The following is a 24,379-nucleotide window of genomic DNA, read 5'->3' on the forward strand; positions in this document are numbered from 1 at the left end:
ACTACGGCACGTTCGCCGACCTGCTCGACCGTAAGCCGAAGAACGGTGGCCCCGGTTTCTACGAGTGGGCGACGACCAAGCACAAGAACAAGCCGTTGATGATCGCCGAGTGGGGTGGCTATCACCGGATCGGTAAGAAGACCGACAAGTCCGCGGTCTACAACAGTGTGCTGCCGGAGCTGAAGAAGCGGCCCGCGATCAAGGCGATCGTGCACTTCGACACCAAGGCCGACGACCAGGGCAACCGCGACATCAGCATCAACAGCACCCCGGCCAGCCTCGCCTCCTTCCGCAAGCTCGCCGCCAACCCCATCTTCAACGTCAAGCTCGCCTGACCGGACACACACCGAAGCCGCCACCCCACCCCGGGGGTGGCGGCTTCAGTGTTCGACCAGCACGGACTTCACCTCGGTGGTGATGCGGGCGTCGTACCGGCCGGTGGCGGTGGCCCACCCGGTCTCGCGCAGCGTGGCCCCGGCCTTGACGTCGCGCCGGGCGGCGCCGTCGACGGTGGCCGAACCGGCGCCTTTGTCCAGACGTATCCGGATCGGGGCGCCCGCCTGGGTGCGAACGACGAGCTCACCGAGCGTGCCGGTGACCGTCAGCGGGACCGTGCCGTTCGGCTTGGACAGTGTCAGCGCGCCGCGCGGCACGTCGCCGGCGAGTGCGAAGCCCGCGAGACCGCCGGCCCGCGCGTCCACGTCGAGTTCCCGCACCCCGTCGGTGACCGTGAGCGTCCAGGCGACCGTCGCGTTGAGCACCACCTCCGCGCCCGCCGTGACGACCGCGCCGGGCGCCAGGGCGAGCAGCGAGCCGTCGGGCGATTCGGTCAGCTGAGGTGCGACGTTCGGGTCGAGCGCGGCGACGGTGAACAGCGACTCACCCAGCACCGCCGTGCGGATGCGCAGGCTGGTCGCCGCACCGGTGATCTCCAGCCGCCGCTGCTTGACCGCGCCGAGCGGCGCGGTCAGCGGCACCGGCGCCGGGATCGCATCGGACGGGGCGGGCTGCGCGGTCGCCGCCGGGCGCGGCGAGGTCGGGTGGTAGGCCTCGGTCTGGCCGAGAATCACCCCCACGGTCAACGACACGAGTACGGCCGTGAACCCCAGCAACCACCACGGCCTGCGGACCTGCTCGTAGATGAGCACCACCCGCCCCACGTGCGGTGGTGGTCGGCGGCGGCCGCGGGCAGCGGGCGCGTCGGCGAGAGAGACCGGCCGTCCCGGAAGGGGAACGGTGGGCCGGCCGGCTGCCGGAACGCCGGACGGGGCGCCGGTGAAGACCCGCTGACGGAACTCGGGGACGGCGACCTCCGGAGACACGTCGCGACGACGGTCGGACTGGTCAGCCACCCGGCACCTCCGCTCACCGGGACACCTGCCCCGCCACTACCGGATACGGAAGGCGAAGCGGCATCGGATCGATGAAGATCGTCGATTTCTGAGGATACGGCGTCGCCGATTGGGCGGTGACGCCGACCGCCGTTGGCTAGGGTCGGTCTTACCCGCTCGGAGGAGGTTCGCCGTGCCCGCGGAGTCCCGGTTCGTGCTCGACTTCGCCGACATCGACGCCGGCATGCTGCCCGAGGTCGGGGGCAAGGCGGCCAACCTGGGGAAACTCGCCCGTGCCGGGTTGCCGGTGCCGCCGGGTGCCTGTGTGACGACCGATGCCTACCGGCAGGCGGCCGACGCGGCGCCCGGTCTGCCCGGGATCATCGAGGAGCTGACCGCCACCGCCCCGGACGACCTGCCACGGTTGACCGAGCTCGCCGGCCGGGCCCGCGAAGCGCTGCTCGCGGCACCCGTCCCGGCCGAGGTCGCCGCCGCCGTCGCCGTCGTCTACCGCGGCATGGAAGCGGTCGCGGTGCGTTCCTCGGCCACCGCCGAGGACCTCCCGTTCGCCAGCTTCGCCGGGCAGCAGGACACCTACCTCAACGTGGTCGGTGAGGTCGCGGTGCTCGACGCCGTACACCGCTGCTGGGCTTCGTTGTGGACCGACCGGGCGGTCACCTATCGCGCCGCGAACGGCATCGACCACCGCGCCGTCCGGCTCGCCGTGGTGATCCAGAGGATGGTCCCGTCGGCGGTGGCCGGTGTCCTCTTCACCGCCAACCCGGTCACCGGCCGCCGCCGGGAGGCGGTCATCGACGCCAGCCCGGGCCTGGGCGAATCGGTGGTGTCCGGCACGGTCAACCCCGACCACTTCGTGGTCGACACCATCACCGGCCGGATCCGCGACCGCCGGCTCGGCGACAAACAGACAATGATCCGAGGGGTACGGGGAGGAGGCGTCGAGCACGTCACCACACCGGGAGACACCGGTCGCGCGTGCCTGACCGATGCCCAGGTCCGGGCGGTCGCGGTCCTCGGATCCCGGGTCGAGGCGAGCTGCGACGGCCCGCAGGACATCGAATGGGCCATCGACCCGGACGGCACCCTGTGGCTGACCCAGGCCCGGCCGATCACCACCCTCTACCCGCTGCCCGCCGGCCGGGACGGACTGCGCGTCTACCTCTGCGCCACTCTCGCCCAGGGCCTGATCCAGCCGATCACCCCGCTCGGGCTGGCCACGTTCCGGCTGTTCAGCAGTAGTGTCGCGGAACTGTTCGGCCGTCCGGTCGCCGACCCGGTCGCCGGCGCGGCGGTCTGTGCCCAGGCCGACTCGCGCCTGTTCGTCGACCTGACCGGCGTCCTGCGCAGCCCGGCCGGGCGGGCGATCGTGCCGCGGCTGTTCGACGTGATGGAGGCGCGCGCCGCCGTGGTGGTGCGGTCCCTGTTCGACCGGCCCGAGTTCGCGCTCACCCGGCGTTCCGTGCTGCCGTTCGTGGCCCGGGTCGCGGACGTCGCCGTCCGGCACCGGCTGCCGCTGCACGCCGTACGCGCCCTGCGTGACCCGCGGCGGGTCCGCCGCGACCTGGACGCCCTCGCCGACCGCGCCCGCCGCCGCCTCGACCTGCCCGCCGGCACCCCCGCCACCGCCCGGCTCGACCAGGCCGAACAGGTCCTCGTCCACGAGAACATCGGCACCGTCATGCCGATCGCCGCACCGGCCGCGCTCGCCGGGTTCGGCCTGCTCGCCCTCGCCGGCCGGCTGCTGCGACCCGATCTCGCCCCGGGCGAGTTGCAGACCGTGCTGCGCGGCCTGCCGAACAACGTCACCACCGAGATGGACCTGGCCCTGTGGCAGCTGGCCGGCCGGATCCGCGCGGCCGGCGAGACCCTCGACGCGGACCCCGGCACGCTGGCCGGCCACTACCACGCCGGCACCCTGCCACCGGTCGCGCAGCAGGGCCTGACCGACTTCCTCGACCGGTACGGCCACCGGGCCGTCGCCGAGATCGACCTCGGTCTGCCGCGCTGGTCCGAGGATCCCCGGCACGTGCTCGGCGTGCTTCTCAACTACCAGCGTCTCGACGACCCGGCCGCCGCCCCGGACACGGTGTTCGCGGCCGCCGCCCGCGAGGCCGACGAGATGATCGCGACCCTGACCGGCCGCGCCCGTGGCCGGCTCCGCCGCCGCGCCGTCCGCTTCGCGTTGAACCGGGCCCGGGCCCTGGCCGGGTTGCGGGAGTTCCCGAAGTACTACTTCGTGGTCGTGCTCGCCGCGGCCCGCCGCCAGTTCGCCGCGGTCGGCGCCGACCTGGCCGCCGCCGGCCGGATCGACGCCGCCGACGACGTCTTCTTCCTCGACCTGCCGGAGATCCGCGCTGCGGTCGCCGGCCGCGACCAGCACGCCGTGGTCGCCGCCCGCCGCGCCGACTACGACCGGGAGACGCGCCGCCGGCGGATACCGCGGGTGCTGCTGTCCGACGGCACCGAGCCGGAACGCGAACTACCCCGCCCGGCCGCCCCGGACGGTGCGCTCCGCGGCACGCCGGCCTCCGCCGGCACGGTCACCGGCCCGGCCCGGGTGATCATCGACCCGGTCGGCGCCCACCTCGAACCCGGCGAGATCCTCATCGCCCCGTCCACCGACCCCGGCTGGACCCCGCTGTTCCTCACGGCCGGCGGCCTGGTCATGGAGATGGGTGGCGCCAATTCGCACGGCGCTGTGGTGGCCCGCGAGTACGGCATCCCGGCCGTCGTCGGCGTCCCCGACGCCACCACGCTCCTGCACACCGGCCAGCAGGTCGCCGTCGACGGCGCCACCGGCGTGATCACCAGCGCAGGCTGACCACTCACCTCGTCGCGGGCCACGTCCCGTATCGAACGAGTGTCTGCTGTGGACGACAATCGCCGGGGTTGTCGTCCTGTTCCCCATGCGCTCCGAGCGACCACCGGAACAGGCCCGATCGGGCCATCCCTGACGTCGTGAACGCGGTTACATTCGGGCGACGCGCGTCACGAAGATTCGTCGAGATCAATCAGATCATCTCGTTCGGGGGAACCATGCGCATCCGCATTCGTAAGGGGGCCGCCGGCGTCGTATCGGTCGCCGCGACCCTGGCCCTACTCGTCGCCCAGCAGGCGCCGGCCGCCGCCACCCCACCCGATGCCCTGTTCGCCAAGATCCTGGTCAAACAGGTCACCGGAGCGCACGCCAAACAACACCTCGACGCCCTGCAGAGGATCGCCGACGCCAACGGCGGCAACCGCGCGGCCGGGACGCCCGGCTACACCGCATCCCGCGACTACGTCGCCAACAAGCTGCGGAAAGCCGGCTACAAGGTCACGCTCGACCCGATCAACTTCGTCGAGGCCTGGACGGAGAACAACCCGCCCACGCTCAACCAGACCGCGCCGAACAGCAGGACCTACGTCCCCAACGAGGACTTCCACACCTTCCAGCCGTCGCCCGCCGGCGATGTGACCGCACAGGTCCAGGGTGTCGACCTCACGCTGCCGCCGACCCCCACCCCGACCTCGACCAGCGGATGCGAGACCGCCGACTTCAACGGCTTCGTGGCCGGCCGGATCGCGCTCATCCAGCGTGGCACGTGCGCGTTCGCCACCAAGATCCGCAACGCCGGGTTCGCCGGCGCCTCCGGGATCATCGTCTTCAACGAGGGGCAGCCCGGCCGGACCGACGCCTTCCCGCTCGACATCGGCGAGTGGCGGGCCGGAGTCCCGATGGTCTTCGCCGACTTCGCCGTCGGCAACGAACTCGCCGCCAACCCCGGGACCACCGTCCAGCTCAAGGTCGACTCCACCCTGACCCTGGGTACCAACCACAACGTGATCGCCGAGACCCGCACCGGCAACCCGAAGAACGTCGTGATGGTCGGCGCCCACCTGGACAGCGTGGAAGTCGGCCCCGGCATCAACGACAACGGCTCGGGCAGCGCCGCGATCCTCGAGACCGCCCTGCAGATGAAGCACTTCCCGGTCAAGAACAAGGTCCGCTTCGCGTTCTGGGCGGCCGAGGAGATCGGGCTGCTCGGCTCCGACCAGTACGTCGAGGGCCTGACCGCCGCCGAACGCGACCGGATCAAGCTCTACCTCAACTTCGACATGGTCGCCTCACCCAACTACGCCTACAAGCTCTACGACGGCGACAACTCCGACGGCGTGGGCTCGCCGGCCGGACCGCCCGGATCCGCGCAGATCGAGAAGCAGCTCGAAGCCTTCTTCGACTCCCGCGGCCTCGGCCACGTCGGCACCGACTTCGACGGCCGCTCCGACTACGGCCCGTTCATCGCGGTCGGCATTCCCGCCGGCGGCATCTTCACCGGCGCCGAAGGCATCAAGACGCCGGAGGAGCAGGCCCTGTTCGGCGGCACCGCCGGTGTCGCCTACGACATCTGCTACCACCAGGCCTGCGACACCACCGCCAACGTCAACCTGACCGCGCTCGACGTCAACGCCGACGCCATCGCCGACTCGACGGCCCGGTTCGCCTTCAACACCACCGCCATCCCCTGAGCCGGCCCTCCGGTGGTGAGGCGCCGCCTCGCCACCGGAGGCCCCGGCCGCATCGCCGACCTCGGACGCGCGTTCGAGCGGGCGCGGCACGCGCAGCGGTCTAGGCGGCGCGTTTGTCCTCCACGTGCACGACGGTCAACTCGCGGCCGTCGCGGTCCCGTTTGGCGCGCCCATGCAGACCGACGGCGAGATCGGTGGCGTCCGTGACCTCGCCGGGGCCGACATAGGTGAGCACGTCGTTGTGATGCCCGTAGACCACCCACCCGGGGCCGGGTTCCAGGGTGATGGTGCCGAAATCGCCGGCGGACGATCCGGCGACGACGGGCCCGTACTCACGCAGGATGTCCACCGCCTGCCGGGCCAGATCATCGGCCGGTCCGGGCGCCGGCAGCACGACGCACGTGGCGTGGGCGAACACCACCCACGACTTGCCGTCTCCTCGAATGATCCGCCGCCACACCTCGACCAGCTCATGCTCCGCCATGGCAAGATCATGGCGTATGCGAGCCGGCTCCGCCGCCCCACGGTTCTCCTCCCACAGGTAGCTCCGCCGTGCCGGGACGGCCGCCAGGTGGGGCTATTTGAGCAGATCGGACACGATGATGGTCACGAAGATCAGGATGACCGCCTCGCTCACCAGCCACGAGTGTTCGTTGGCCCAGTCCCGGACCTTCGGCAGCACCGCCACCGCGCGCTGACCGAACGCGAGCAGGATGAGTAGCGGCAATGCCAGCAACAGCAGCGTCAGAGCCAGGAACGGCAGCAGGTGCCACCAGGGCTGGCCGTGGCCGGCGAGGCTGCCGGCGGCCGCCGCCATGGTGGCCTCGTCGCTGGGCATGGCGATGAACAGCAGAAATCCCAGGCCGAAGGCGAAGCGAGGGCTGGCCGCCTGCAACTTGTTCATCCATTTCGGCGGCTGGCTTCGCTTGCGGCCGGCGAAGACGTTCACCATCAGGGCCACCAGCAAGGCCAGCACCACCCAGTCGATCAGGTGACGAGTGCGGTCGTGCTGATCCTGGCCACCGCCGGTACCTCGTACGAGGTGAAAGGCGAAGTGCCAGACGGTCAGCCCGATGATCCCGGCGAGCCCGGCCCCCGCCAGGTAGGCGAGCGAGCTGCGCTTCGGCTCCCGGCTGGAGGCGAGGAAGACGGCACTGATGATCTGCGGGCCGGCGATCATCACCACCGCGAGCAGCAGGACGCTCAGCCAATTCACGGCCTCCCCCTTTCGGCCTCATCCTTCCCAAGCGGAGCCTGGCCCGGACGTCGTTTGCCCAATCAGGTCCGGTGGCCGGGTCCGTGCCCCCGGGCGAAGGCTCGGACCGCCATCCGTACCTCCAAGGCGGCATCCGCATGGCCCGTGAGCGGGTAAAATCCCCCGGCGGCAACCGGCCGGGCATTCTTCTCAGGTCCGGGGTGGTGTCGGCGATTGATGATCACAAGATGTCCCCGGCCCTCAGGGAGTGATCATGGTAATCGGTTCCATCGGCTCCGTCCCGTTCAGCGTGATCGCGGCAGGCCAGCTCCAGGACCCACAGGCCCGGCAGGAGCAGGTCAACGCCCAGGCGGACCTGCTCCAGGCCCTGGTCAGCTCCGACCTGCCGGTCAAGATGGTGCAGGCCAGCCTGAACGACGGCAAAGGCGTCGACCTCTACCTCTGACCGCCGCGCCGACCGGCGTCACGGACGGTCGTCCAGGCGGACGTCGCCGATCTCGACCGTCCAGAGCAGGTCGGTGAGGTGGTCGAGAGCCTTCGCCAGATGACGCCGGTAGGTGCTCAGCGGCAGGTCGAGAATCTGCGCCGCGGCCTCCTGGCTGGGCGCCGCACGCAGGTATGTCCGGTCCAGCACCGCCCGCAACCGGTCACCGCGTGGCTCGGCGCCCAGCCGGGCGACCCCGTCCTCGATGACGGCCCGCAGCCGGCCGACGTCCGGCCCGGAAGCGGTGGCGGCGAGCGCGGTGCCGAGCAGCGGGCTGGCGGCGAGACGGTCGGGCCGGTGCAGGGTCGGCAACGCGGCCCGTACCGCGGCGCCGAACCGGGCGCGGTCCAGCGGCGGCGGCCGCAGCAGCGCGGCCGGCGGCGGCCCGGTCGCTCCGGTGCGCCCGCGTTCGTGCATCAGGTCGAACCAGGTGTCGACCGGGACGCGCCGCCAGTCGATGCCGTAGGCGACATGGCGCCGGCCGTCGAAGTCCACCTCGACGAGCCGGGCGAAGGCCATGTAGTCGAAGAACGGCCCCCAGTGCCCGGGGTCGACGGTGATGATGAACGACCAGGCCAGCGGGTGGGTCAACCATTCGACGATGCTGGAGACCGGACCGGCCAGCAGGGCGTACCGGTCGCGTTGGTGCTCGTCGGCGCCGGACAGGAAGCGGGAGATGTCGACGAGTTCGCCGGGCCGGGCCGGGGCCTCCCGTGCGACGTGGGCGAGCACCGCCCGTACGATCGGATCTCGCTCCTCGAGGCCGGAGCCGCTGGGGCACAGCAGGTTGAGGGCCAGCCCGGCGACGTGGCCGCCGCTTCGTACCACGCTGAGCTGTCGGGGTTGGACCGTGAGCCACGCCCGGGCGAGGTCGGCGCTGGCCGGCCCCTCGAACCGTTCGATGACCGCGCAGACCTGTTCGTGTTCGTCGGGCCGGGCGGTGACGACACTGGTGGAGCCCTGCGCCCGCAGCCCGGCCAGCGTGCCGGCGAGGGGACTGCTGCGCAGCATGAACAGCAACTGTTGTGCGTGGACCTGCCGGTCCTCGCCGGTGGCGGCGCGCAGCCGGGCCACCGCCTCGATGTAGACCGTCCAGCGGGTCCGGCGGAACGATTCCGGCGCCCGCCGCTCGAATTCGGCGTGCAGCACGTCCCGAACCAGGTCGTGGATCGACAGTCCGTGCGGGCCGCTGGTGATGAACGGCTGACGCGCCAGCCATCGCCACACCGCGGGCGCGTCGGCGCCGACCAGGCGGCGCAGCAGATCCTCGGTGGTCAGCCAAGCGACCGCGCACGTGGCCAGGCCGGTCAGATGCGCCTCACCGGGCACCTCACGCACGAACGACTCCAGCAGCACGGAGATCAGATCCGGGGCGTCGGCGAGGCTGCCGGGCACCCTTCCGGCCGCGGCCAGATCGGCCAGCAACGCCATGGTCAGCGGATGGCCCCGGGCGAGCGCCAGCAGGTGCGGGCGCACCTGCGGCGACACACCGGCACAGGCGAGCAGATCGTCACCCTCGGCCGGGCCGAGCGGGCGAAGCGGGTGCACCACCGTCAGATCACCCCAGCCGGGATCGGTCCGCCAGGGCGCGCTCGGCGGATCACGCCCGGCCAGCACCACGACGGCGTCCGCGCTCAGGGTGGGCAGCAGCGTGTCGCGCAGCCAGCCGTCGACCGGGCTCAACTGCTCGTATCCGTCGATCAGCAGCACCGCACCGGCCGGAAACCCCTCGCGATCACCGAGGGCGAGCCGGATCGCAGCCGCGACACCCGGCGGTGCCGCGTCGATGTCACGACCGTCGAGGTGTACGGGAACGCGCCCGGCCACACGCGCCCGGGCGGCGAACTCGTGCAGCAGGGTCGTCTTGCCGATGCCGCCTTCGCCGTGCACGAACAGCACCCGGCACGTGCCGCGCCCGTGCAGCGCGTCGTCGAAACAGGTGAGCTCCCGCTCACGGCCGACGAAACGCCGCCGCCGCGCGGCCTCCAGCAGGTCACCGAGGTTCCCCGACATGCCACCACTGTTCCCGCACGGCACCGTTTTGGACAGCGTTTGACGTCGTTCCGACCTGGAAGGTGAGCGCCGAAACGGCCGATCCTGGGCGCGTCACTGCGATACGGAGGTGCCCGATGTCCCGGATCATCGTCCTCGGCGCCGGCCTGTGCGGCCTGTCCACCGCCCTGCTGCTGGCCCGCGACGGCCACCAGGTCACCGTTCTGGAGCGGGACCCGGCCGATCCGCCGCCCGATGGGGAGTGGGAGCGCTGGCAGCGGTCCGGTGTCAACCAGTTCCGGCTGCCGCACATCCTGCTGCCACGCTGGCGCGACCTGATGGACCGCGAACTGCCGGACGTCCTCGACCGCCTCGAGGCCGTGGGCGGGCTGCGGATCAACCTTCTCGACCTGCTGCCGGCCGCCCAGCGCGGCCCGTGGCAGGCCGGCGACGAGCGCTTCGTGACCGTCACGGCGCGCCGCCCCGTACTGGAGAAGGTTCTGGCCTCGATCGCCGCCGGCGCCGCCGGCATCCGGATCCGGCGCGGGGTCACCGTCACCGGCCTGCTCACCGATGATCAGACCTTGGGCGTACGGATCCCGCGCGTGTCCGGTGTGCTCGCCGAGGGTGGGCGCACCTTCCGGGCCGACCTGGTGGTGGACTGCTGCGGACGGCGCTCGCCGTTGAGCGCGTGGCTGTCCGCGGCCGGCGCCCGGCATCCGGCCGAGGAACGCGCCGACTGCGGCTTCGTCTACTTCAGCCGCGACTTCCGGACCCGCACCGGAGCCCTGCCGCCGGGCCGCACCGGCGTCCTGCAACGGCACGAGTCGTTGTCGATCCTGACCGTGCCCGCCGACAACGGCACCTGGAGCGTGGTCCTGATCGCGAGCGGCCGGGACCGGGTGATGCGGGCCCTGCGCGACCCCGCCCGCTGGGACGCGGCGCTCGCCCTCTACCCGCTGGCCGCACACTGGCGCGACGGCGAACCCGGCCCCGGCGTGCGGGTCATGGCCGGCATCGAGGACCGGCACCGGAACCTGCTCGTGGCCGGCGACCCGGTGGCCACCGGCATTCTCGCCGTCGGCGACTCGTGGGCCTGCACCAACCCGTCGCTCGGGCGCGGCGCCACCATCGGCCTGCTGCACGCCGTCGGCCTGCGCGACGTGCTGCGCGACACCGGCACCGCCGACCACCACAAACTGGCCCGCCGTTTCCACGAGTGGACGGCCACCGTCGTCGAGCCGATGTACCGGGCCACCCTCTGGTACGACCGGCACCGGCTGGCCGAACTCGACGCCGACGCCGCGGGAACGCCGTACCGGACCGACGATCCCGGCTGGGCGTTCAGCCTGGCCGTCTTCGCCGCGGGTGCCGCCGACCCGGAGATCGCCCGCGCCCACCAGTCCCTCGGGTCGCTGCTGGCCACCCCGGACGACGTCGTCGCCCGCCCCGGCCTGGCCGAGAAGATCATGCGGCTGGGCGGCGGCGCCCCGCACTACCCACTGCCCGGCCCCACCCGCGCGCAACTGCTGGCCGCCGTCGACGCCTGACGAGGGTGAAGGAATCCGTCGTGGACGGAGGTGAGGGCTGGTGCCACCCTCGATTCCCGGCCGGCCTTGAGGAGCGGCGCGAGGAGGCGTAGACAGAGACTGTCCTCAATGGGCTGTCGATGGGGGTGTCCGATGTGGCGCCGACTTCTGCTCGTGGCTCTCACCGTGCTGGCCGGGGCGGCGCCGTCCACCGCCGCCGTCGCCGCTGACCAGCGGCCGGCCGACGGGCTGCTGCCGTTCCCCAGCGACCGGTTCACGGTCGCCGACCGCAGCAGCCCGACCGGGCGGCGGGTGCACTTCCCGGCCGGGGCGCTGCCGGCGAACGTGGCCGGGACACCCATCGACCCGGCCGAGTGGAACCGGCAGGACGGGTTCAGCCCGGGCACCCCGATCCTGGTCCACGTGCCGGGGCTCGATCCGGTGGCCAGCGGCATCGCGCCGGTCACCGACATCGGGCGGTCACTGCGGCCGGACGCGCCGATCGTGCTGCTGAACACGCGGACCGGGCAGCGGACACCCCACTGGGCGGAACTCGACGCGCACGCCGCCGACGACCCGGCCCGGCAGCTGCTCATCATCCGGCCGGCGGTGGCGCTGAGCGAGGCGACCCGGTACGTCGTCGTGCTGCGGGGACTGCGCGACCGTACCGGGGCATGGATCCCCGCCCCTGACCGGGCGGCGCCACAGCGCCTGGCGGCCGGCGTGACCGGACACCACCTCTACCTGGCGTGGGACTTCACCGTCGCGAGCGCGGCCGGGCTCACCGGCCGGGTGCTGCGGATGCGGGACGACGCGTTCGCCGCCCTCGGGCGTGCCGCGCCGGCGTTCACGATCGGGCCGGTCACCGACTACACCGCCGAGCAGGATCCCCGGATCGCCCGCCAGGTGCGCGGCACGGTCACGGTGCCGAGCTATCTCACCGGCGCCGGCGGCCCCGGATCCCGGCTGAACTATCCGCCGGGCGGCGATCTGCCGGCCGCGTCGGGCACCACCTACGCCGCCGCGTTCGTCTGCAACATCCCCCGCGGGGTGACCGCGCGGAAGCCCGCTCACCTGTCGCTCTACGGTCACGGGCTGCTCGGCGCACCCACCGAGATCAACGCCGGAAACGTCAAACAGATGGCGTACGACCACGGCTTCCTGTTCTGCGCGACGAGCTGGATCGGCCTGTCGTCGGCGGACGTCCCGTTCGTGGCCGGCGTCTGGGGCGACCTCAGCGCCTTCCCCTCCGTACCCGATCGGTTGCAGCAGAGCTTCCTGAACTTCCTCTTCCTCGGACGGGCGATGGTGGCGGACGGCGGGTTCGCCGCGCACCCCGCGTTCCAGGACGGGCGGGGCCGCAGCCTGCTCGACCGGCGCGGTGGCCTGCACTACGACGGCAACAGCCAGGGCGGCATCAACGGGGGAGCGCTGACCGCGATCGCCCAGGACTGGACCCGCGCGGTCCTCGGGGTGCCCGCGATGAACTACAGCACCCTGTTGCAGCGCAGCACCGCCTTCGCGCCGTTCCAGCAGCTGATGGACCGGTCGTACCCGGACCGGATCGACCAGCAGGTCATCTTCGGGCTGTTGCAGATGCTATGGGACCGTGGCGAGGCCAACGGGTACGCCCAGCACCTGACCGCCCGCCCGCTGCCGGGCACCCCGGCGCATCAGGTGCTGATGCACGTCGCGTTCGGTGACCACCAGGTGTCCCCGGCCGCCGCACAGGTGCAGGCCCGCACCATCGGCGCCCGCCTGCACCGGCCCGCGCTGGCCCCCGGCTGGTCCGACGAGGTGGCGCCGTTCTGGGGCATCGGCACGATCCCGGCCTACCCGTACCGCGGGTCGGCGCTCGTGGTGTGGAACAGCGGCCAGGCCTACGCGCCGCCACCGACCAACCTCGCGCCCAGCGACCCACGGTACGGGCCGGACCCGCACGAGTTCCCGCGCGCCCAGCCCGGCGCCCAGGCGCAGAAGGCGGCGTTCCTGCTCACCGGCAGGGTGATCGACGTCTGCGACGGCGGCCCCTGCCCCTGACGCCGCGCGGTTCGGCCCGCTGCCCGCCGAACCGCCGGCATCACCGTGGTCAGCCGCGAACCCACATCACGGCGCGGGTCTCCGTGCCGCCCTCCTCGACCGAACTCGTCCCGACGATCCGGCCCCGGTTGTCGATGGCCCACGCCGAGGCGACCCGGCCGACGTTCGGCAGCCGGACGGCCCGGCCGTTCTGCCACAGCACGGCGTCGAGATCCGACGGCGTGTCGACCGTGTTACCGACCGCCTGGTCCCGGTCGTTGACGGCCCCGGCGTGGAAATTCGTGGCGCCCGCCGGAGGCTCCAGCGCGGTGAGGCGCCCGTTTCGCCACAGGGCACTTCGATCGTACGATCCATCGCCCTTGACGTTGATCAGAAGGTGACCCCGGTCGTTGACGGCGACGGCGGTGCCCTGCCCGGTGCTCAGGTCCCGGCGCTGACCGTGCCACCAGCGCACCGGGAAGGCGGTCCCGAACCGGTTTCCCAACAGGCCGGCGACCTGCCCGGCGTCGTTCACGTCGTGGGCGGCCGACTCCTGGCCACCCAGGTCGGTCAGCACGCCGTTCCGCCAGTGGAAGGCATGCGTGGTGTTGTCGGCGGTGGTGCTCTCGCCGACGATCTCGCCCCGGTCGTTGATCGCCTCGGCGGAGGAGAAGAACCCGCCGGGCAGGGTGCCGAGATCGGTCATGACGCCGTCACGCCACAGGAAGGCGTGCTGGGCGTTGTCGGCGGTGTAGCTCCAGCCGACCGCCTCGCCGCGGTTGTTGACGTCGTTGACGATCGCGTATCCGCCACCCAGGTCACCGAGGTCGGTGAGGGTGCCGTTCCGCCACAGATACGCCGTCGCCGACCGGTTCACCGCCACCTGACCTCGATCGTTGATGGCGGTCGGATAGCTGTCGGGGCCGGCGCCGAGATCGACGACCTTCCACTCGACCGGGGTGGCCGGTGCGGCCAGCACAGCGGTCGCGGCGAGCAGTGCAACAGTTCCGATGGACATCGCATCCCCCTTGCGAGCCGGTTTCCGCCCAGCGTTCCACCGGTTCGCAAGCGCGGACGGGGCCGTGCTGAGCGTTTTCGGGCAACCGGCTCACTTCGGCGAGCTTGTCGTTCCTGCGGTGGGTCGGTCGCTGGTGACCGGGATGAGTCCCACGTCGTGACGGGCGGCGGGCTGCCGGTTGCGGGAGCCGAGCCGCCGTCCGGGGCCGGGCGAGACGCGGCTGAGCATGCGCAGCTGTGACCAGCCACGTCCAGCGGTCTGTGCCGGCCGGCTCGCGGACTTGCGGAACGGTTCCCTCTTCGGGATGTCTTCAGTGTCGCGGCTTTCTGGAACTGCCAGAAAATCGGCTGTAATAGTCTCGGCGTGGACCATCGAACTCGATTATCGACAGCACGTTTCCCGCTTCTTCGCGGTTGTGGCCAAAGACGTACCGATGGATCACCCAGATCCCCTCACGAGCCAGCGTGCGGCAATCCAACCCAAGGTCAGGCCGACCCAGGGCCTCCTCGCTGTAGTGTGAATCACCGGATACCAAGGACTCCAGCAGCCAGATCAGTTCGACCTCCGCGAAATCTGTCATGTCCCCGGCGAGCGCTGCCAGAATCACGGTCAAGGCCGGCACCGCCACCTCGAAGAGCCCGCCATTGACCTCAAGATGCCCAGAGAAGTCAAGCCCTCTGACTTCCACCGGATCTGTGGCTTGAACGAGGGACCTGAACATGTCCGCAACATGCTCTGCCGTATTCCCGCAACCACAGCGATATCGGCCCCATTCATGCCTCGTAATCTCTGCAAGTGCAAGGCGGTTACGGACTGACACAGTGGGCCTTTCTGTGAGCGCACACCCGGCGCATCCTAAGTGATTCATATCAACGCGTCGACCCCAACAGAGCGGGATCAGGCCCCAATTCTGGCTGTACGCAGCTCACGGTCCCGAATCACCGATTCGCACCCGTTCGCTGCTGATATTGCACTGTGCAGCATAGGGTGCTGCGACGGTCGGAAGTCTCCTTCTGAAGCAATGGCAGTACTGGTCGACAGCGCTGCGCGGGCCAGCGTGGCCGACCCGCGGAGGTAGCCCGTCTTTGAGCGAACCGCTCTGACGGGGTTAGCAGTGCTTGAGGTATGGGCGGACGGTCGCCGGAACGATATCGTCGCAGTAGCCCGAGGTGCCGCCATTGACTGCCTGCCATGCGCCGTTGGTGTAATGGAAGACCACCTCGGCGTTGTCGGCCTCCTTCGGATGGGTCTTGGCGAGCGCGTATCCCTGGTAGCAGGTGATGTCGGTCAGCGTGTCGGTCGGCGCGAGGTCGTCACCGATCTTGCTGGAGCGCAGCGCCTTGAGCAGAGTCGTCTCCGACGGCGTGCAGGTGCCGTCGGAGGTCGGCTTCGCTGTCGAGTTCCGGGTGCTGCTCGTCGGCGCGGCGGAGGATTCCGTTGCGGTACCACCGGCTGTCGGGCTGCTGGCCGTCGGAGCGGGTGCGGTGGTGGTCGCTCCCGCGGCCGGGACGGTGCTGGCCGGGGTCGCGCTGCTGGTGGCCTGGGTGCTCGAACAGCCGGTGAGGGCAGCGGCGGCCACAGCGGCAACGATGAGTGACGTACGAGCGTTCACGATTTCTTTCTCCCCGAAATATCTGTACCGCATCCCGTGATGCGCGGGATGGTCATCAGCATGCTGGCTCGGCACGGTTGGCGAATCACGGGAACGTGCCAAGGGTGATTTGCGAGCATTTGCGGCAATTGGATGGCGTCGCATATTCGACTTGCTCCCGTGCCGCGATCCGCTCGTTACGCAGCATCACGTCGCGGGCCACGAGCGAACATGCCGAGTTGAGTGCGCCAGGGACTGTAAGAAATGGCTCTAGCGCAGAAATGGCGGTCGAGGTGATGGGCCATGCGAGCACGGTCCGCCGGCGTAGGAGAGTGGAGCCGGCGGTGCGGACTGGGCGGAGGCATCATTCGAGGCCCCAGTCGGTAGGCTTTTCGGTCAGACTGTCTCGCACCGCGTCTCGGATCGCCGAGGCATCGCCGTCACCGGAATCGCTGAGCCGCCAATAGATGGGGTTGAGCACGGTTTCGGCAAAGCCGGAGTCTCGATCGGTAGCTGATAGCCGGCTGATCAGGTCGGCGATGTCGTCAAGCTTGAGGTAGGTGGCGGCCGCACCTGCCGCTTGCAGCGCGGAGTCGGTGTACTCCTCTAATACCCAGCCGAAACCGCTGCTCATCGTGGCAGCGTGGAACGTCCAGAGATGCGCCAAGTGCCGGAGCCCGACCGGCTCGTCGGCGTCAGGCTGGCCCCGGAATCTGACACTCACGTAGAGGTCTGCGGCCCGCTCAGCCAGCGCCTCGACGATGTCGCGGAGTAAGTAGTTGCCGCGGTCCACCACCCAGTGCGGCACCGTGCGCCACGTGTACGCAGTGTGAAGCCGTTCAACGTCATCGATAGTGCGGAGCACCTCCAGCCCCCGCGCTCTTGGCAGCACCGCCGCCCGTGGGACAGTGCCGGAGATGCACGCCGTGCGGAGATAGGCTTCACCAGAGACGTATCCACCGGTGGCATCCGACTCGACAAGGTCGTGCCAAACGCCGCGTTTGCCGAGCTCAACCCGGCAATACTCATCGTCGATGATCCACACCCGCAGGATGGGGCCGGTCGGACCCGGGTTGTAGAAGAACACCGCGCCAGCGTCGGGGTCCATCGTCGTGTAGGTGGTGGTGAGGTCTGCCGGACCGACTGTTCGTGGCCCTCCGGACGAGTCATAGGTCCGCAGTTGGATCATGCCGCAGGGTAGCTCGTAGAGGCGGCCTGTTATTGACAAGGTAGGACCAAATATCGTAGGTCGGCCTTCGGTGCCGGTACGAGACTTCGTCAGCAACGATCCGACGCGAGCCCTTGGCTCTTGGCGGCGAGCGTCATTGACGGCTTTTTCAGTCGCTTTCCTCGCGGAGGGGAAGCCCATCCAGGAGATGTCTGTGCTGCTTCGGGATCCCGTCCACGCCAGTCGTAACGCACTGATTTGCTGCCGTCCGTGCGCGCCAGTAACAGCCAGGACTCGTTCAGTCGAATAGTCGCCCGAGTAGCGCTGACTGACCGGCGGCAAGCACGTGTCCCTGGACGAGCGGCAGCCAGTAGCACTCGAATCGGATTGGCGTGCTGTCGCCGTCTCCTCGCTCCTGCGTGAACCAGCGGTCCGGGACCTCCGGCGAATCGACGGTGAGGTGGTAGAAATGACGGACGTGGATGGCGTCGGCGTACGGCCGCATGTCGTACTCGCTCGCCCCGAGGTAACGCTCAATCCGAATCCCTTCCAAGCCGGTTTCTTCGAGCACCTCACGGAGCACGGCAGCATCGGGCAGCTCCCCGGCTCGCACGGTTCCGGCAGGGACCTGGAGCCCGGATTGATCAAAGCTGGCATCGTCAGGGTGTAGGAACACGAGGAGCCGGCCATCTCGAATGACGTAGGCAACAACCTTCTGCGGTCTCAGCACCGAGGCAGCGTACGGCCTGACCAGCGAGGGCAGAATGTATTTCTGCCCTCGTCGACAACGCCAGACATGCCGCTCCGTGAACGCCGCAGTCTCTTCCAGCGGACATTACTCTCGTGCCGCCGGTCGTGCGGAGTGCCGGCTGCTTCGTCGCGCTCCCGAGTCCGACGATCCGCCAGGGGCGCGGGGTCTCGTAGGGTTCGGGCTGTGACGTACGACTTGGCTGTGTGGGAAGGCGATCCGCCGGCGGATCGTGCCGCTGCAAGGGTCGAATTCGAGCGTTTGTATGCCCGCTACATCGGCTCGGGCCATCACTTTGAGCCGGCGGCTCGGATCGCCGGGTACGTGCGGGCGCTCCTCGACCGGTTTCCCGACATTGGTTCTGACGAGGGCGCGGACAACCCGTGGGCCGGTGGGTCGCTGATGAGCATGGTTCGCGGTCCTCTGCTGTGTATCCCCATCGTTTCGGGCCGGGCCGATGAGATCTCGGTATGGGCTGTTCAGCTAGCCGGTGTTCACGGGTTGAACTGCTACGACCCTCGACTGAACCAGTTGCGCCTGCCGGTTGATCGGCTGCCGGAACCTGTCGTCGACAGCCGGGTGCTGCGGGATGCCGCCGTGCAGAGGTTGACTGGTCTGTTACTGGAGGTGGGATGGGAAACGGCGCGGTCGTCCTGTACCGAGCCGGCCTTCGCCCAGCTTCAGCCGACCGGCTTGGTGTTCTCCTTCAGGCCAAACCCTTCGATCCGTTTCGGGGAAGTCACCTTTAGCCCCACCGTGGGTACTGGCCACCGTGAACTGGGCCGGCTCTGCAACGAATTCATGGGTCGCCCGCCATCGGCAGGGTCACCCGGTGCCCTCGGCACGGCCGTCGATTTGGGAAGCCTGCTGTACGCCGACGGTCTCTCGGCCGCGTCCTTCACCCGGTGGCGGGTCTCATCGGAGGACGAGGTGGATACGGGCACCGCCGTCCTGCTGGAGGACCTGGCCGGGGACGGAATGCCTTTTATGCAACGATTCGCCAGCCTCGGTGACATCATCGCCTGGACATATGTGAATCGGGGTTATCAGGCACGGGATGGCATCCTGGCCGTTGCTTGCGCGCTGGACGGCAGGGAGGCCGAGGCCGCCGAAGTGATCGGAGATTACGCTGCGTACGGCACGGATCAGGTGGGCCGATTGCTCGAACAGACGACCCGGTTCGTTCAAAACTTCGTTGGCCACTTCGGTATCGGTGAAGACGCTCTTCGGCGACTGTCCAGCACTTGATCCGTTGAAGCTAGGAATTACATGGGGCTACAAAGGGAGTGCGCTCTACTGCCGCTGTTCGCGCGAGGTCACCCCTGAGCCACGGGCTGCCATACCGGCATTCGGTCTAACGGTGCCACTGTATTTGCTCCGTAGCCGCATCCGGTCTTGCAACCGCCGGCGTCCAGGCTGACGATCGTGCCCGCTGCTGACCCACTTCCAGTCTCGCGACGCAGGCAGCTCATCGGATTGGTGATCACCGTGCTGGTCCTGGTCGGTGCGGCTGTCCTCGCCCGGGCCGAGATCCCTCCTGCAACGGCGCCGAACGCCTCGTACATGTGCTTGATAGACAGCTCGCAGACCGAGAAGGAACAGGCCACCGCTCTGGCTCTCTGCCACCGCGAAGCCCTGGACGAGATCAACCGCAAGCCCCTGCCGTCCCCTGCGGCCAACGACTCCGCCGCCGCTTCCCGGGTGTGGCGTGCCCTCCTCGATGCGATCTGCACTCCGGGCGGCGGCGACTTCAGCTGCCGGGCTCCGCGACCCGCCACAGACGCCGACGTTGACATGGTCCGACAGGTGCTACACGACGAAGGCTTTCCCGATGCGATCGTGCGCCTGGCTCGCCCCGACGACCCGGCGCCACCAGGCGCGATCATGTACGCCGCCACCCTGCCCGGCGGAGCCTGCATCGCCACCTACGCCGAAATCGGCGAGGGCCCCCACCATGTGGACATCAGCGGACCCCTCCTCGACGGCCGTTGCCTGACACCCTGAGACCCTGCGGCGACGACGCGTACTCATTTGCCGCGATCCGCTCGCCACCCAGCGTCACGGCTGCCGTCGGCAGGCCGACGCCCGCGCGTGCCGAAGAGCGAGCACCGTCATCCTGTGCTTCCGCAAGCTTTGCATCAACCGTGTCGGGCGACGCAAGCCTGGCATACCGCTGTCGCGCGGGATACGGATCCGGACAGTACCCCGAGGCCATCCGACGGCAGCACCATCTCGGCGTTATGCGGTAGGCACTCCGGCGGGGTTCCACCCGTCTGGACCGCGTGCGCCACCATTCGATGCCCCTCCGGCACGGTGATGGTGAGGTTGCTGTAGTCGTCCATGACTGGGCCACCATCGACAGTGCCGACACGTATGGGATCGATGACCTCGTACCAAACAACGAGATCAGGCTGGTCGATCGCCCTCGCCGCCGACCTCGGGTCAACGTGGGAGGTGTTCAGCCAAAGCCGAACAGCACGGGCCGGCTGTACATCAGCCCCGGCCCTGTGCAGCTGGACCACCAGCCAGGCAATAGCGGGTGCCGCCTCCTGAGCGGCGTCTGCCTCCGCTGCGTGTAAGCAACGCACAACCGGCACTTGCCCTGCCTGGGACGTGGCGCCGTCGACCGGCACGTACCGAGGATCGAGCTCCTGTAGCGCCTCGGCCACGGCATCTACCTCATAGCCGTAGAGGATGACGCCTCGCTGTTCCTCACCCACCTCATCAGTTTCCCGCCTGGCAGGTGGCTTCAACGAGTAGCGGACCGATGTTCCCGCACGGCGTCGCGAGGCAACAGCCACCATCGCCAAGTGTCGCAATCTGGGTGAGATCTGTACCAGAACGATTGCGCCCGCTCTGGACGTACGGGCGGGTCGTCGTCCGTTGCTGTGAACGCCATTGGCGATCGGTTTCGTGCTGGGCCGCTAGTAAGGGTTGACCTTGGTACCGTGGCCGGCCGGGGAGGGGTGTGCGTGGTCAACGTCGTTGTGCAGCCTTCCACACGTCGAGCTTCGATGATCGTCGCGGCGGGGGCGGTGCTCGGCCTGCTGGCGTTCTCGGTCGACGCCGTTGACGGCACGGCCAGGCAGGTCATGGTCGCTTTGGGCAGCAGCGGCCTCGCCTGGGGTTCAGCGGCGTTGTTGGCTGGAAGCACGGCGCCGGATCGCCGCAGTGCGGTGACGGGTGCGACCGCGCTGCTGGCCTCGGCCATTCTCGTCTACTACTTCCTGATTCTCGTGATCAGCCGGCGTTGGAGCGGCGGCTCGCTGGTGGACGGATCATCGGCGGATTGGTACGGGTTGCGTTCGCTGGGGGTCATGACCACGGCCTGGCTGCTGGTGTCGATGGTCGCGGGTCCGTCACTGGGCCTGCTGGGTCAGTTGGCGCGAACCGCGCGGCTGCCGCATGCCGCGCTGGCCGCTGGTGCCGCCTGCGGGCTGCTGTCCGGCGAGGGATGGCTGCGGATCGCCGCAGCGCCACCCTGGCGCCTCTGGGCCGTTGACGGACCGGAGGCCGCCTTCGCCCGTGGACTCCTCGCCACGGAAGTGGTCGAGGTCCTCGTTCCGCTTGCCATGCTCGCGTGGTTGGCGTCGGTCCGACGCCTCTGGCACGCGTGGCCTCTCGTGCTGCTTGCGATGGCGGTCACCGCGACGCTGAGCGCAGGGCTGTGGCACCTACTCCGTGTCGCCGCGAACCAGCTCGGCTGACCATCCCACTCGCCCGGCAGCACGGCGTCATTGCGGCGTGGCACCCTTTGGGCATGGGTGACGTGGTCGAGTCGGTGTTGCGCGGGGTCGGCATTGCTGCGAGGGCGGGTTGGCACCTCATCGAATGGGTGTTCAGCAGCGGCCCGGTGTCGATCGACCCGTCGTCGTCTGGCGGCAAGGGGGGCAGGAAGGCGGAAGCTCCCGCGGACCGAGGTCGGCGTGTTCGTGCGGAGGAGATTTCGCGATAACGGCGGATACAGGGGCTGACTCCGCCTCGGCGGGGAGGTGGTCATTCCGCCGGCCCAGCCAGAATCGCGAACTCCAGTGAACAGGACGCGCACTGTTCTGCCGCGAGCCGCGTTACTGAGGGTGACGGCAAGGTTGCACGCCAAGTAGACGGATCTGCCGATGAGCGCGCACCTCGATCTAGGCAGTCTGGACGAACCGAGGCAGAACCGCAGGAACTCCGTACATCAGGCGCGAAGGCCGGCGACGACGATTTGAACGAGGTCGGTGGCGCCACGGTGCCGTGCGGTGGCGACGCAACCGATCACGAGGGCTTGGATGTCGTCGGGCGTGACGTCCAGGCGGACGTCTCCTCTCCGCTGTGCTGCTTGCAGGAGTTCAGCGAAGGCGGCGTTGAGAGCGGCGTCGGCGTCGGCGGGGATGTGGTATCCGGCGCTGGCCAGAACCTCCGCGATGGCCCGATTGGCGAGGCCGGCCTCCACCATGACGGTGAAGAACTCGGCGAAGTCGATTCCGGAACGGGCCTTGGCGGTCAGGGCTTCAAGGCGGTCGAGCACCACGGCCTCGATGAGCGACTCTTTGGTCGGAAAGTGCCGATACACGGTGCCGGCTCCGACGCCCGCACGGCGGGCGATCTCATCGATGGGCACGCCCAACCCCTCAACGGCCAGGATGTCGTAGGCGGCGTCCAGGACGCTCTGGCGATTGCGGCGAGCATCGGCACGCATAAAGTCTCCGGCCTGTCGACTAACGGGGCGATCGTTCCGTATGGTTAAACGGGGCGACCGTTCCGATTATAGGAGACGTCATGTGGACTGCGCGCGACATACCCCGGCTCGACGGCACCACTGCGCTGGTGACCGGAGCCACCGCCGGCATCGGCCTGGAAACGGCGAAGGTGTTGAGTGCGCAGGGAGCCCACGTGGTGATCGGCGCCCGCAACGCCGCAAGCGGCGCGGACGCCGCGCGTGCGTTACCCGGCAGGATCAGCGTGCTCAAACTCGAACTCGCCAGCCTCGAAGCCGTGCGGCAAGCCGCGGGCGACCTCCACGAGCGTTTCGAACGACTCGACCTCCTGATCAATAACGCCGGCCTCTGGTGGCAGCCGGCACGGCGCACCACGGACGGCTTCGAATCTCAGATGGGCGTCAACCACCTCGGCCATTTCGCGCTGACCGGCCTGCTCCTCGACATGCTCGAGCGATCACCGGCCGGGCGGATCGTCACGGTCAGCAGCAAGGCGGCCGCTGCAGGCTCCGTCACGCACCTCGACCCCAGGAATCTCGACGGATACCGGCCGACCACGGCCTACAACGCCTCAAAACTCGCGAATCTGCTGTTCGCGTTCGAACTGCAGCATCGACTCGCCGCGTCCGCCTCCTCGACGATCAGCCTCGCAGCCCATCCGGGCGGAGCGCGCACCAGCCTGTTTCGTGACGCATCGCCAGGCTTCCGCGTGGCGAACGCGACGATCGGACGGCTGTTCACCCAGCCTGCCCACGCTGGCGCGCTGTCCGTGCTCCGGGCGGCCACCGACTCGCAAGCCGTCGGCGGTGAGTACTACGGGCCGGGCGGACCCGGCCAGTTCAGGGGCGCACCGAAGCGGCAGCGGGCCCCGGAACGCGCATGCGACCCGGCTACACGACGTCGGCTGTGGGCGATGTCTGAGGAGATGACAGGCGTCACCTACCCACTGCGGACCGACGCTGCGCATTGATCCATTCCTGCGACCCCGACGTTCTCCGTCGCGCTTGATCCCCTGTCCGCTTCTAGCGGCTGGTTGGTGCGTGCCCGCTTGCCCCGGGCGCCCGGGTTCCGGGCGTTGCGGCAGCCTTTGTCGGCCCTATGCGATGGCCATCGGGCCGGTCGTGCCGGTGACATTCCATCCGGTTTCGGGTTGGTTACGCACGATATAGGTGAGCCAGGTGGCACCGAGACAGGCCACATAGCCGTTGATGCCCACGGTCACCTGATCGTCATCGCCGTCGATGGTGCCGAGGGTGATCAGGATTCCCCCGTCTCGTACCGTGGCGCAGCCGCTGCTGGTGTCCAGCACGCTGCCCTTGTCGGAGATGAACGTGACGGCGGCCGTTGGGGCGAGCGAGGCGGTGATGCGGGCCTTGACGTCCGATGGGATGGGCCTACCGGCGTGTGTGTCGCCGATGGGCTCGGCGGCGTCAGGTCGAGCGCTGTCGAGTACGTACACGGTCGTGAAGGTCGTCCCTGGGAACGAGTTCTCCGCCGGTGTGTTGAGGTAACGCCGCAGGACTTGCTCGTACACCTCGGTTTCCCTCGTCTCGATAGCCGGATGTGAGGCCGGGATGGTCCCGGCCTGGGCAGGCATGGCCTGCGGGTCCCGTGGCAGCGGTCGAGCACATCCAGCGGCGAGAAGCACCGCGATGACGGCGATAGTGAGCATGCGTCGCATGCGGCTTTGGACGACCGTGGTGTCCGCCAGGTTCCGGTACGACGGCCGCTGGGTGAACGCGGCCCTCAGCCAGCAGCCCCGAGGGCGAACACTTGATACCGAACGTGAGCGGGCCGCGGCGCTCGCCGACGCGGCACTGTGACGGCTCCTGGTGAGACCGCATAGTCAACCCTAAACCCGCCCCTGAGCTGGTCGATTACCCGTGGCGAGTCGTTCGCCCCGGGGCCTGAACGGTCGCAACCGCCCGGCACCGGTTCGGGCACTGGAGGTGCAACGCCCGCCCTGGAATCTCTTTCCCATGCCCGGCCGACAACGTGCCGGACAAACGGGGGAGATTGTTTTGCGACGCGCCAAGCTGCCGATGATGCTGAC

21 protein-coding genes and 3 pseudogenes are annotated in these 24,379 nt (G+C 69.5%); 12 read left to right on the forward strand and 12 right to left on the reverse strand.

Annotated features, from left to right (window positions below; all coding sequences use genetic code 11):
• Positions 1–335 (forward strand): annotated as a pseudogene (locus J5X75_RS42580) (CBM96 family carbohydrate-binding protein); the annotation flags it as partial.
• A 45-nt stretch (positions 336–380) separates the two neighbouring features.
• Here the strand turns inward: J5X75_RS42580 and J5X75_RS42585 are convergent.
• Positions 381–1,352 (reverse strand): hypothetical protein, encoded by a 972-nt coding sequence (locus J5X75_RS42585; RefSeq protein ID WP_208473424.1) that lies wholly within the window; start codon positions 1,350–1,352, stop codon positions 381–383.
• A 172-nt stretch (positions 1,353–1,524) separates the two neighbouring features.
• On the opposite strand from J5X75_RS42585, the gene J5X75_RS42590 reads away from it, so the two are divergent.
• The 3 genes and pseudogenes from J5X75_RS42590 to J5X75_RS46315 all read left to right on the forward strand — a co-directional run.
• Entirely contained in the window at positions 1,525–4,173 is a 2,649-nt protein-coding gene (locus J5X75_RS42590; RefSeq protein ID WP_208473425.1) for a PEP/pyruvate-binding domain-containing protein, read from the forward strand.
• A 215-nt stretch (positions 4,174–4,388) separates the two neighbouring features.
• A pseudogene (locus J5X75_RS46310) lies at positions 4,389–5,093 on the forward strand (PA domain-containing protein); the annotation flags it as partial.
• A gap of 27 nt (positions 5,094–5,120) precedes the next feature.
• Positions 5,121–5,816: pseudogene (locus J5X75_RS46315) on the forward strand (M28 family metallopeptidase); the annotation flags it as partial.
• 145 nt (positions 5,817–5,961) lie between these two features.
• On the opposite strand, the gene J5X75_RS42600 reads toward J5X75_RS46315, so the two are convergent.
• Entirely contained in the window at positions 5,962–6,345 is a 384-nt protein-coding gene (locus tag J5X75_RS42600) for a hypothetical protein (RefSeq protein WP_208473427.1), read from the reverse strand.
• A 93-nt stretch (positions 6,346–6,438) separates the two neighbouring features.
• Positions 6,439–7,077 (reverse strand): GAP family protein, encoded by a 639-nt coding sequence (locus J5X75_RS42605; RefSeq protein WP_208473428.1) that lies wholly within the window; start codon positions 7,075–7,077, stop codon positions 6,439–6,441.
• A 253-nt stretch (positions 7,078–7,330) separates the two neighbouring features.
• Here J5X75_RS42605 and J5X75_RS42610 point away from each other — a divergent pair, with 253 nt between their 5' ends.
• A complete protein-coding gene (locus J5X75_RS42610; protein ID WP_208473429.1) occupies positions 7,331–7,522 on the forward strand; it encodes a hypothetical protein in 192 nt (63 codons plus the stop codon).
• Between the two features lie 18 nt (positions 7,523–7,540).
• On the opposite strand, the gene J5X75_RS42615 is transcribed toward J5X75_RS42610, so the two are convergent.
• A complete protein-coding gene (locus J5X75_RS42615; protein ID WP_208473430.1) occupies positions 7,541–9,574 on the reverse strand; it encodes an AAA family ATPase in 2,034 nt (677 codons plus the stop codon).
• Between the two features lie 116 nt (positions 9,575–9,690).
• On the opposite strand from J5X75_RS42615, the gene J5X75_RS42620 reads away from it, so the two are divergent.
• Together J5X75_RS42620 and J5X75_RS42625 are read left to right on the forward strand one after the other, a co-directional pair.
• Entirely contained in the window at positions 9,691–11,103 is a 1,413-nt protein-coding gene (locus tag J5X75_RS42620; RefSeq protein ID WP_208473431.1) for an FAD-dependent oxidoreductase, read from the forward strand.
• A gap of 132 nt (positions 11,104–11,235) precedes the next feature.
• Positions 11,236–13,122: a hypothetical protein gene (locus tag J5X75_RS42625; RefSeq protein WP_208473432.1), complete on the forward strand. Its 1,887-nt coding sequence runs from the start codon at positions 11,236–11,238 to the stop codon at positions 13,120–13,122.
• A gap of 49 nt (positions 13,123–13,171) precedes the next feature.
• On the opposite strand, the gene J5X75_RS42630 is transcribed toward J5X75_RS42625, so the two are convergent.
• From J5X75_RS42630 to J5X75_RS42650, 5 genes are all read right to left on the reverse strand, one after another.
• Positions 13,172–14,119: a hypothetical protein gene (locus J5X75_RS42630; protein ID WP_208473433.1), complete on the reverse strand. Its 948-nt coding sequence runs from the start codon at positions 14,117–14,119 to the stop codon at positions 13,172–13,174.
• A 310-nt stretch (positions 14,120–14,429) separates the two neighbouring features.
• Positions 14,430–14,840, reverse strand: coding sequence for a hypothetical protein (locus tag J5X75_RS42635; protein ID WP_208473434.1), 411 nt, complete (start codon positions 14,838–14,840; stop codon positions 14,430–14,432).
• A 387-nt stretch (positions 14,841–15,227) separates the two neighbouring features.
• Positions 15,228–15,698: a hypothetical protein gene (locus tag J5X75_RS42640; RefSeq protein WP_208473435.1), complete on the reverse strand. Its 471-nt coding sequence runs from the start codon at positions 15,696–15,698 to the stop codon at positions 15,228–15,230.
• A 376-nt stretch (positions 15,699–16,074) separates the two neighbouring features.
• Positions 16,075–16,899 carry a hypothetical protein gene (locus J5X75_RS42645; RefSeq protein ID WP_208473436.1) on the reverse strand — a complete coding sequence of 275 codons (825 nt, stop codon included), beginning with the start codon at positions 16,897–16,899 and terminating at the stop codon, positions 16,075–16,077.
• Between the two features lie 277 nt (positions 16,900–17,176).
• Complete coding sequence (locus J5X75_RS42650; protein WP_208473437.1) at positions 17,177–17,608, reverse strand: NUDIX hydrolase; 432 nt, start codon at positions 17,606–17,608, stop codon at positions 17,177–17,179.
• 204 nt (positions 17,609–17,812) lie between these two features.
• Between J5X75_RS42650 and J5X75_RS42655 the strand changes: the two genes are divergently transcribed.
• Positions 17,813–18,874, forward strand: a complete 1,062-nt coding sequence (locus J5X75_RS42655; RefSeq protein WP_208473438.1) for a hypothetical protein — start codon at positions 17,813–17,815, stop codon at positions 18,872–18,874.
• Between the two features lie 231 nt (positions 18,875–19,105).
• Positions 19,106–19,630 carry a hypothetical protein gene (locus J5X75_RS42660; RefSeq protein ID WP_208473439.1) on the forward strand — a complete coding sequence of 175 codons (525 nt, stop codon included), beginning with the start codon at positions 19,106–19,108 and terminating at the stop codon, positions 19,628–19,630.
• 134 nt (positions 19,631–19,764) lie between these two features.
• Here the strand turns inward: J5X75_RS42660 and J5X75_RS42665 are convergent, their stop codons facing one another.
• Complete coding sequence (locus J5X75_RS42665) at positions 19,765–20,346, reverse strand: hypothetical protein (RefSeq protein ID WP_208473440.1); 582 nt, start codon at positions 20,344–20,346, stop codon at positions 19,765–19,767.
• A 252-nt stretch (positions 20,347–20,598) separates the two neighbouring features.
• On the opposite strand from J5X75_RS42665, the gene J5X75_RS42670 reads away from it, so the two are divergent.
• Positions 20,599–21,333: a hypothetical protein gene (locus J5X75_RS42670; protein ID WP_208473441.1), complete on the forward strand. Its 735-nt coding sequence runs from the start codon at positions 20,599–20,601 to the stop codon at positions 21,331–21,333.
• 473 nt (positions 21,334–21,806) lie between these two features.
• On the opposite strand, the gene J5X75_RS42675 is transcribed toward J5X75_RS42670, so the two are convergent.
• Complete coding sequence (locus J5X75_RS42675; RefSeq protein WP_208473442.1) at positions 21,807–22,307, reverse strand: TetR/AcrR family transcriptional regulator; 501 nt, start codon at positions 22,305–22,307, stop codon at positions 21,807–21,809.
• A gap of 80 nt (positions 22,308–22,387) precedes the next feature.
• Between J5X75_RS42675 and J5X75_RS42680 the strand changes: the two genes are divergently transcribed.
• Positions 22,388–23,296: an oxidoreductase gene (locus tag J5X75_RS42680; RefSeq protein WP_208473443.1), complete on the forward strand. Its 909-nt coding sequence runs from the start codon at positions 22,388–22,390 to the stop codon at positions 23,294–23,296.
• Between the two features lie 126 nt (positions 23,297–23,422).
• Here the strand turns inward: J5X75_RS42680 and J5X75_RS42685 are convergent, their stop codons facing one another.
• Positions 23,423–23,998, reverse strand: coding sequence for a hypothetical protein (locus tag J5X75_RS42685; RefSeq protein WP_208473444.1), 576 nt, complete (start codon positions 23,996–23,998; stop codon positions 23,423–23,425).
• A 7-nt stretch (positions 23,999–24,005) separates the two neighbouring features.
• Here J5X75_RS42685 and J5X75_RS42690 point away from each other — a divergent pair, with 7 nt between their 5' ends.
• Complete coding sequence (locus J5X75_RS42690) at positions 24,006–24,149, forward strand: hypothetical protein (RefSeq protein ID WP_208473445.1); 144 nt, start codon at positions 24,006–24,008, stop codon at positions 24,147–24,149.
• The last annotated feature ends 230 nt before the right edge of the window (positions 24,150–24,379 follow it).

Origin of the sequence: Actinoplanes flavus, assembly GCF_017592555.1 — a bacterium.
Lineage (GTDB): Bacteria > Actinomycetota > Actinomycetes > Mycobacteriales > Micromonosporaceae > Actinoplanes > Actinoplanes flavus.

Bases quoted from the DNA above. Each gene is read 5' to 3' on its own strand.
- J5X75_RS42625 (WP_208473432.1), top strand. From the start codon at position 11,236: ATGTGGCGCCGACTTCTGCTCGTGGCTCTCACCGTGCTGGCCGGGGCG.
- J5X75_RS42680 (WP_208473443.1), top strand. From the start codon at position 22,388: ATGTGGACTGCGCGCGACATACCCCGGCTCGACGGCACCACTGCGCTG.
- J5X75_RS42630 (WP_208473433.1), bottom strand. From the start codon at position 14,119: ATGTCCATCGGAACTGTTGCACTGCTCGCCGCGACCGCTGTGCTGGCC.
- J5X75_RS42690 (WP_208473445.1), top strand. From the start codon at position 24,006: ATGCGGCTTTGGACGACCGTGGTGTCCGCCAGGTTCCGGTACGACGGC.
- J5X75_RS42610 (WP_208473429.1), top strand. From the start codon at position 7,331: ATGGTAATCGGTTCCATCGGCTCCGTCCCGTTCAGCGTGATCGCGGCA.
- J5X75_RS42675 (WP_208473442.1), bottom strand. From the start codon at position 22,307: ATGCGTGCCGATGCTCGCCGCAATCGCCAGAGCGTCCTGGACGCCGCC.
- J5X75_RS42600 (WP_208473427.1), bottom strand. From the start codon at position 6,345: ATGGCGGAGCATGAGCTGGTCGAGGTGTGGCGGCGGATCATTCGAGGA.
- J5X75_RS42645 (WP_208473436.1), bottom strand. From the start codon at position 16,899: ATGATCCAACTGCGGACCTATGACTCGTCCGGAGGGCCACGAACAGTC.
- J5X75_RS42685 (WP_208473444.1), bottom strand. From the start codon at position 23,998: ATGCTCACTATCGCCGTCATCGCGGTGCTTCTCGCCGCTGGATGTGCT.
- J5X75_RS42615 (WP_208473430.1), bottom strand. From the start codon at position 9,574: ATGTCGGGGAACCTCGGTGACCTGCTGGAGGCCGCGCGGCGGCGGCGT.
- J5X75_RS42635 (WP_208473434.1), bottom strand. From the start codon at position 14,840: ATGTTCAGGTCCCTCGTTCAAGCCACAGATCCGGTGGAAGTCAGAGGG.
- J5X75_RS42620 (WP_208473431.1), top strand. From the start codon at position 9,691: ATGTCCCGGATCATCGTCCTCGGCGCCGGCCTGTGCGGCCTGTCCACC.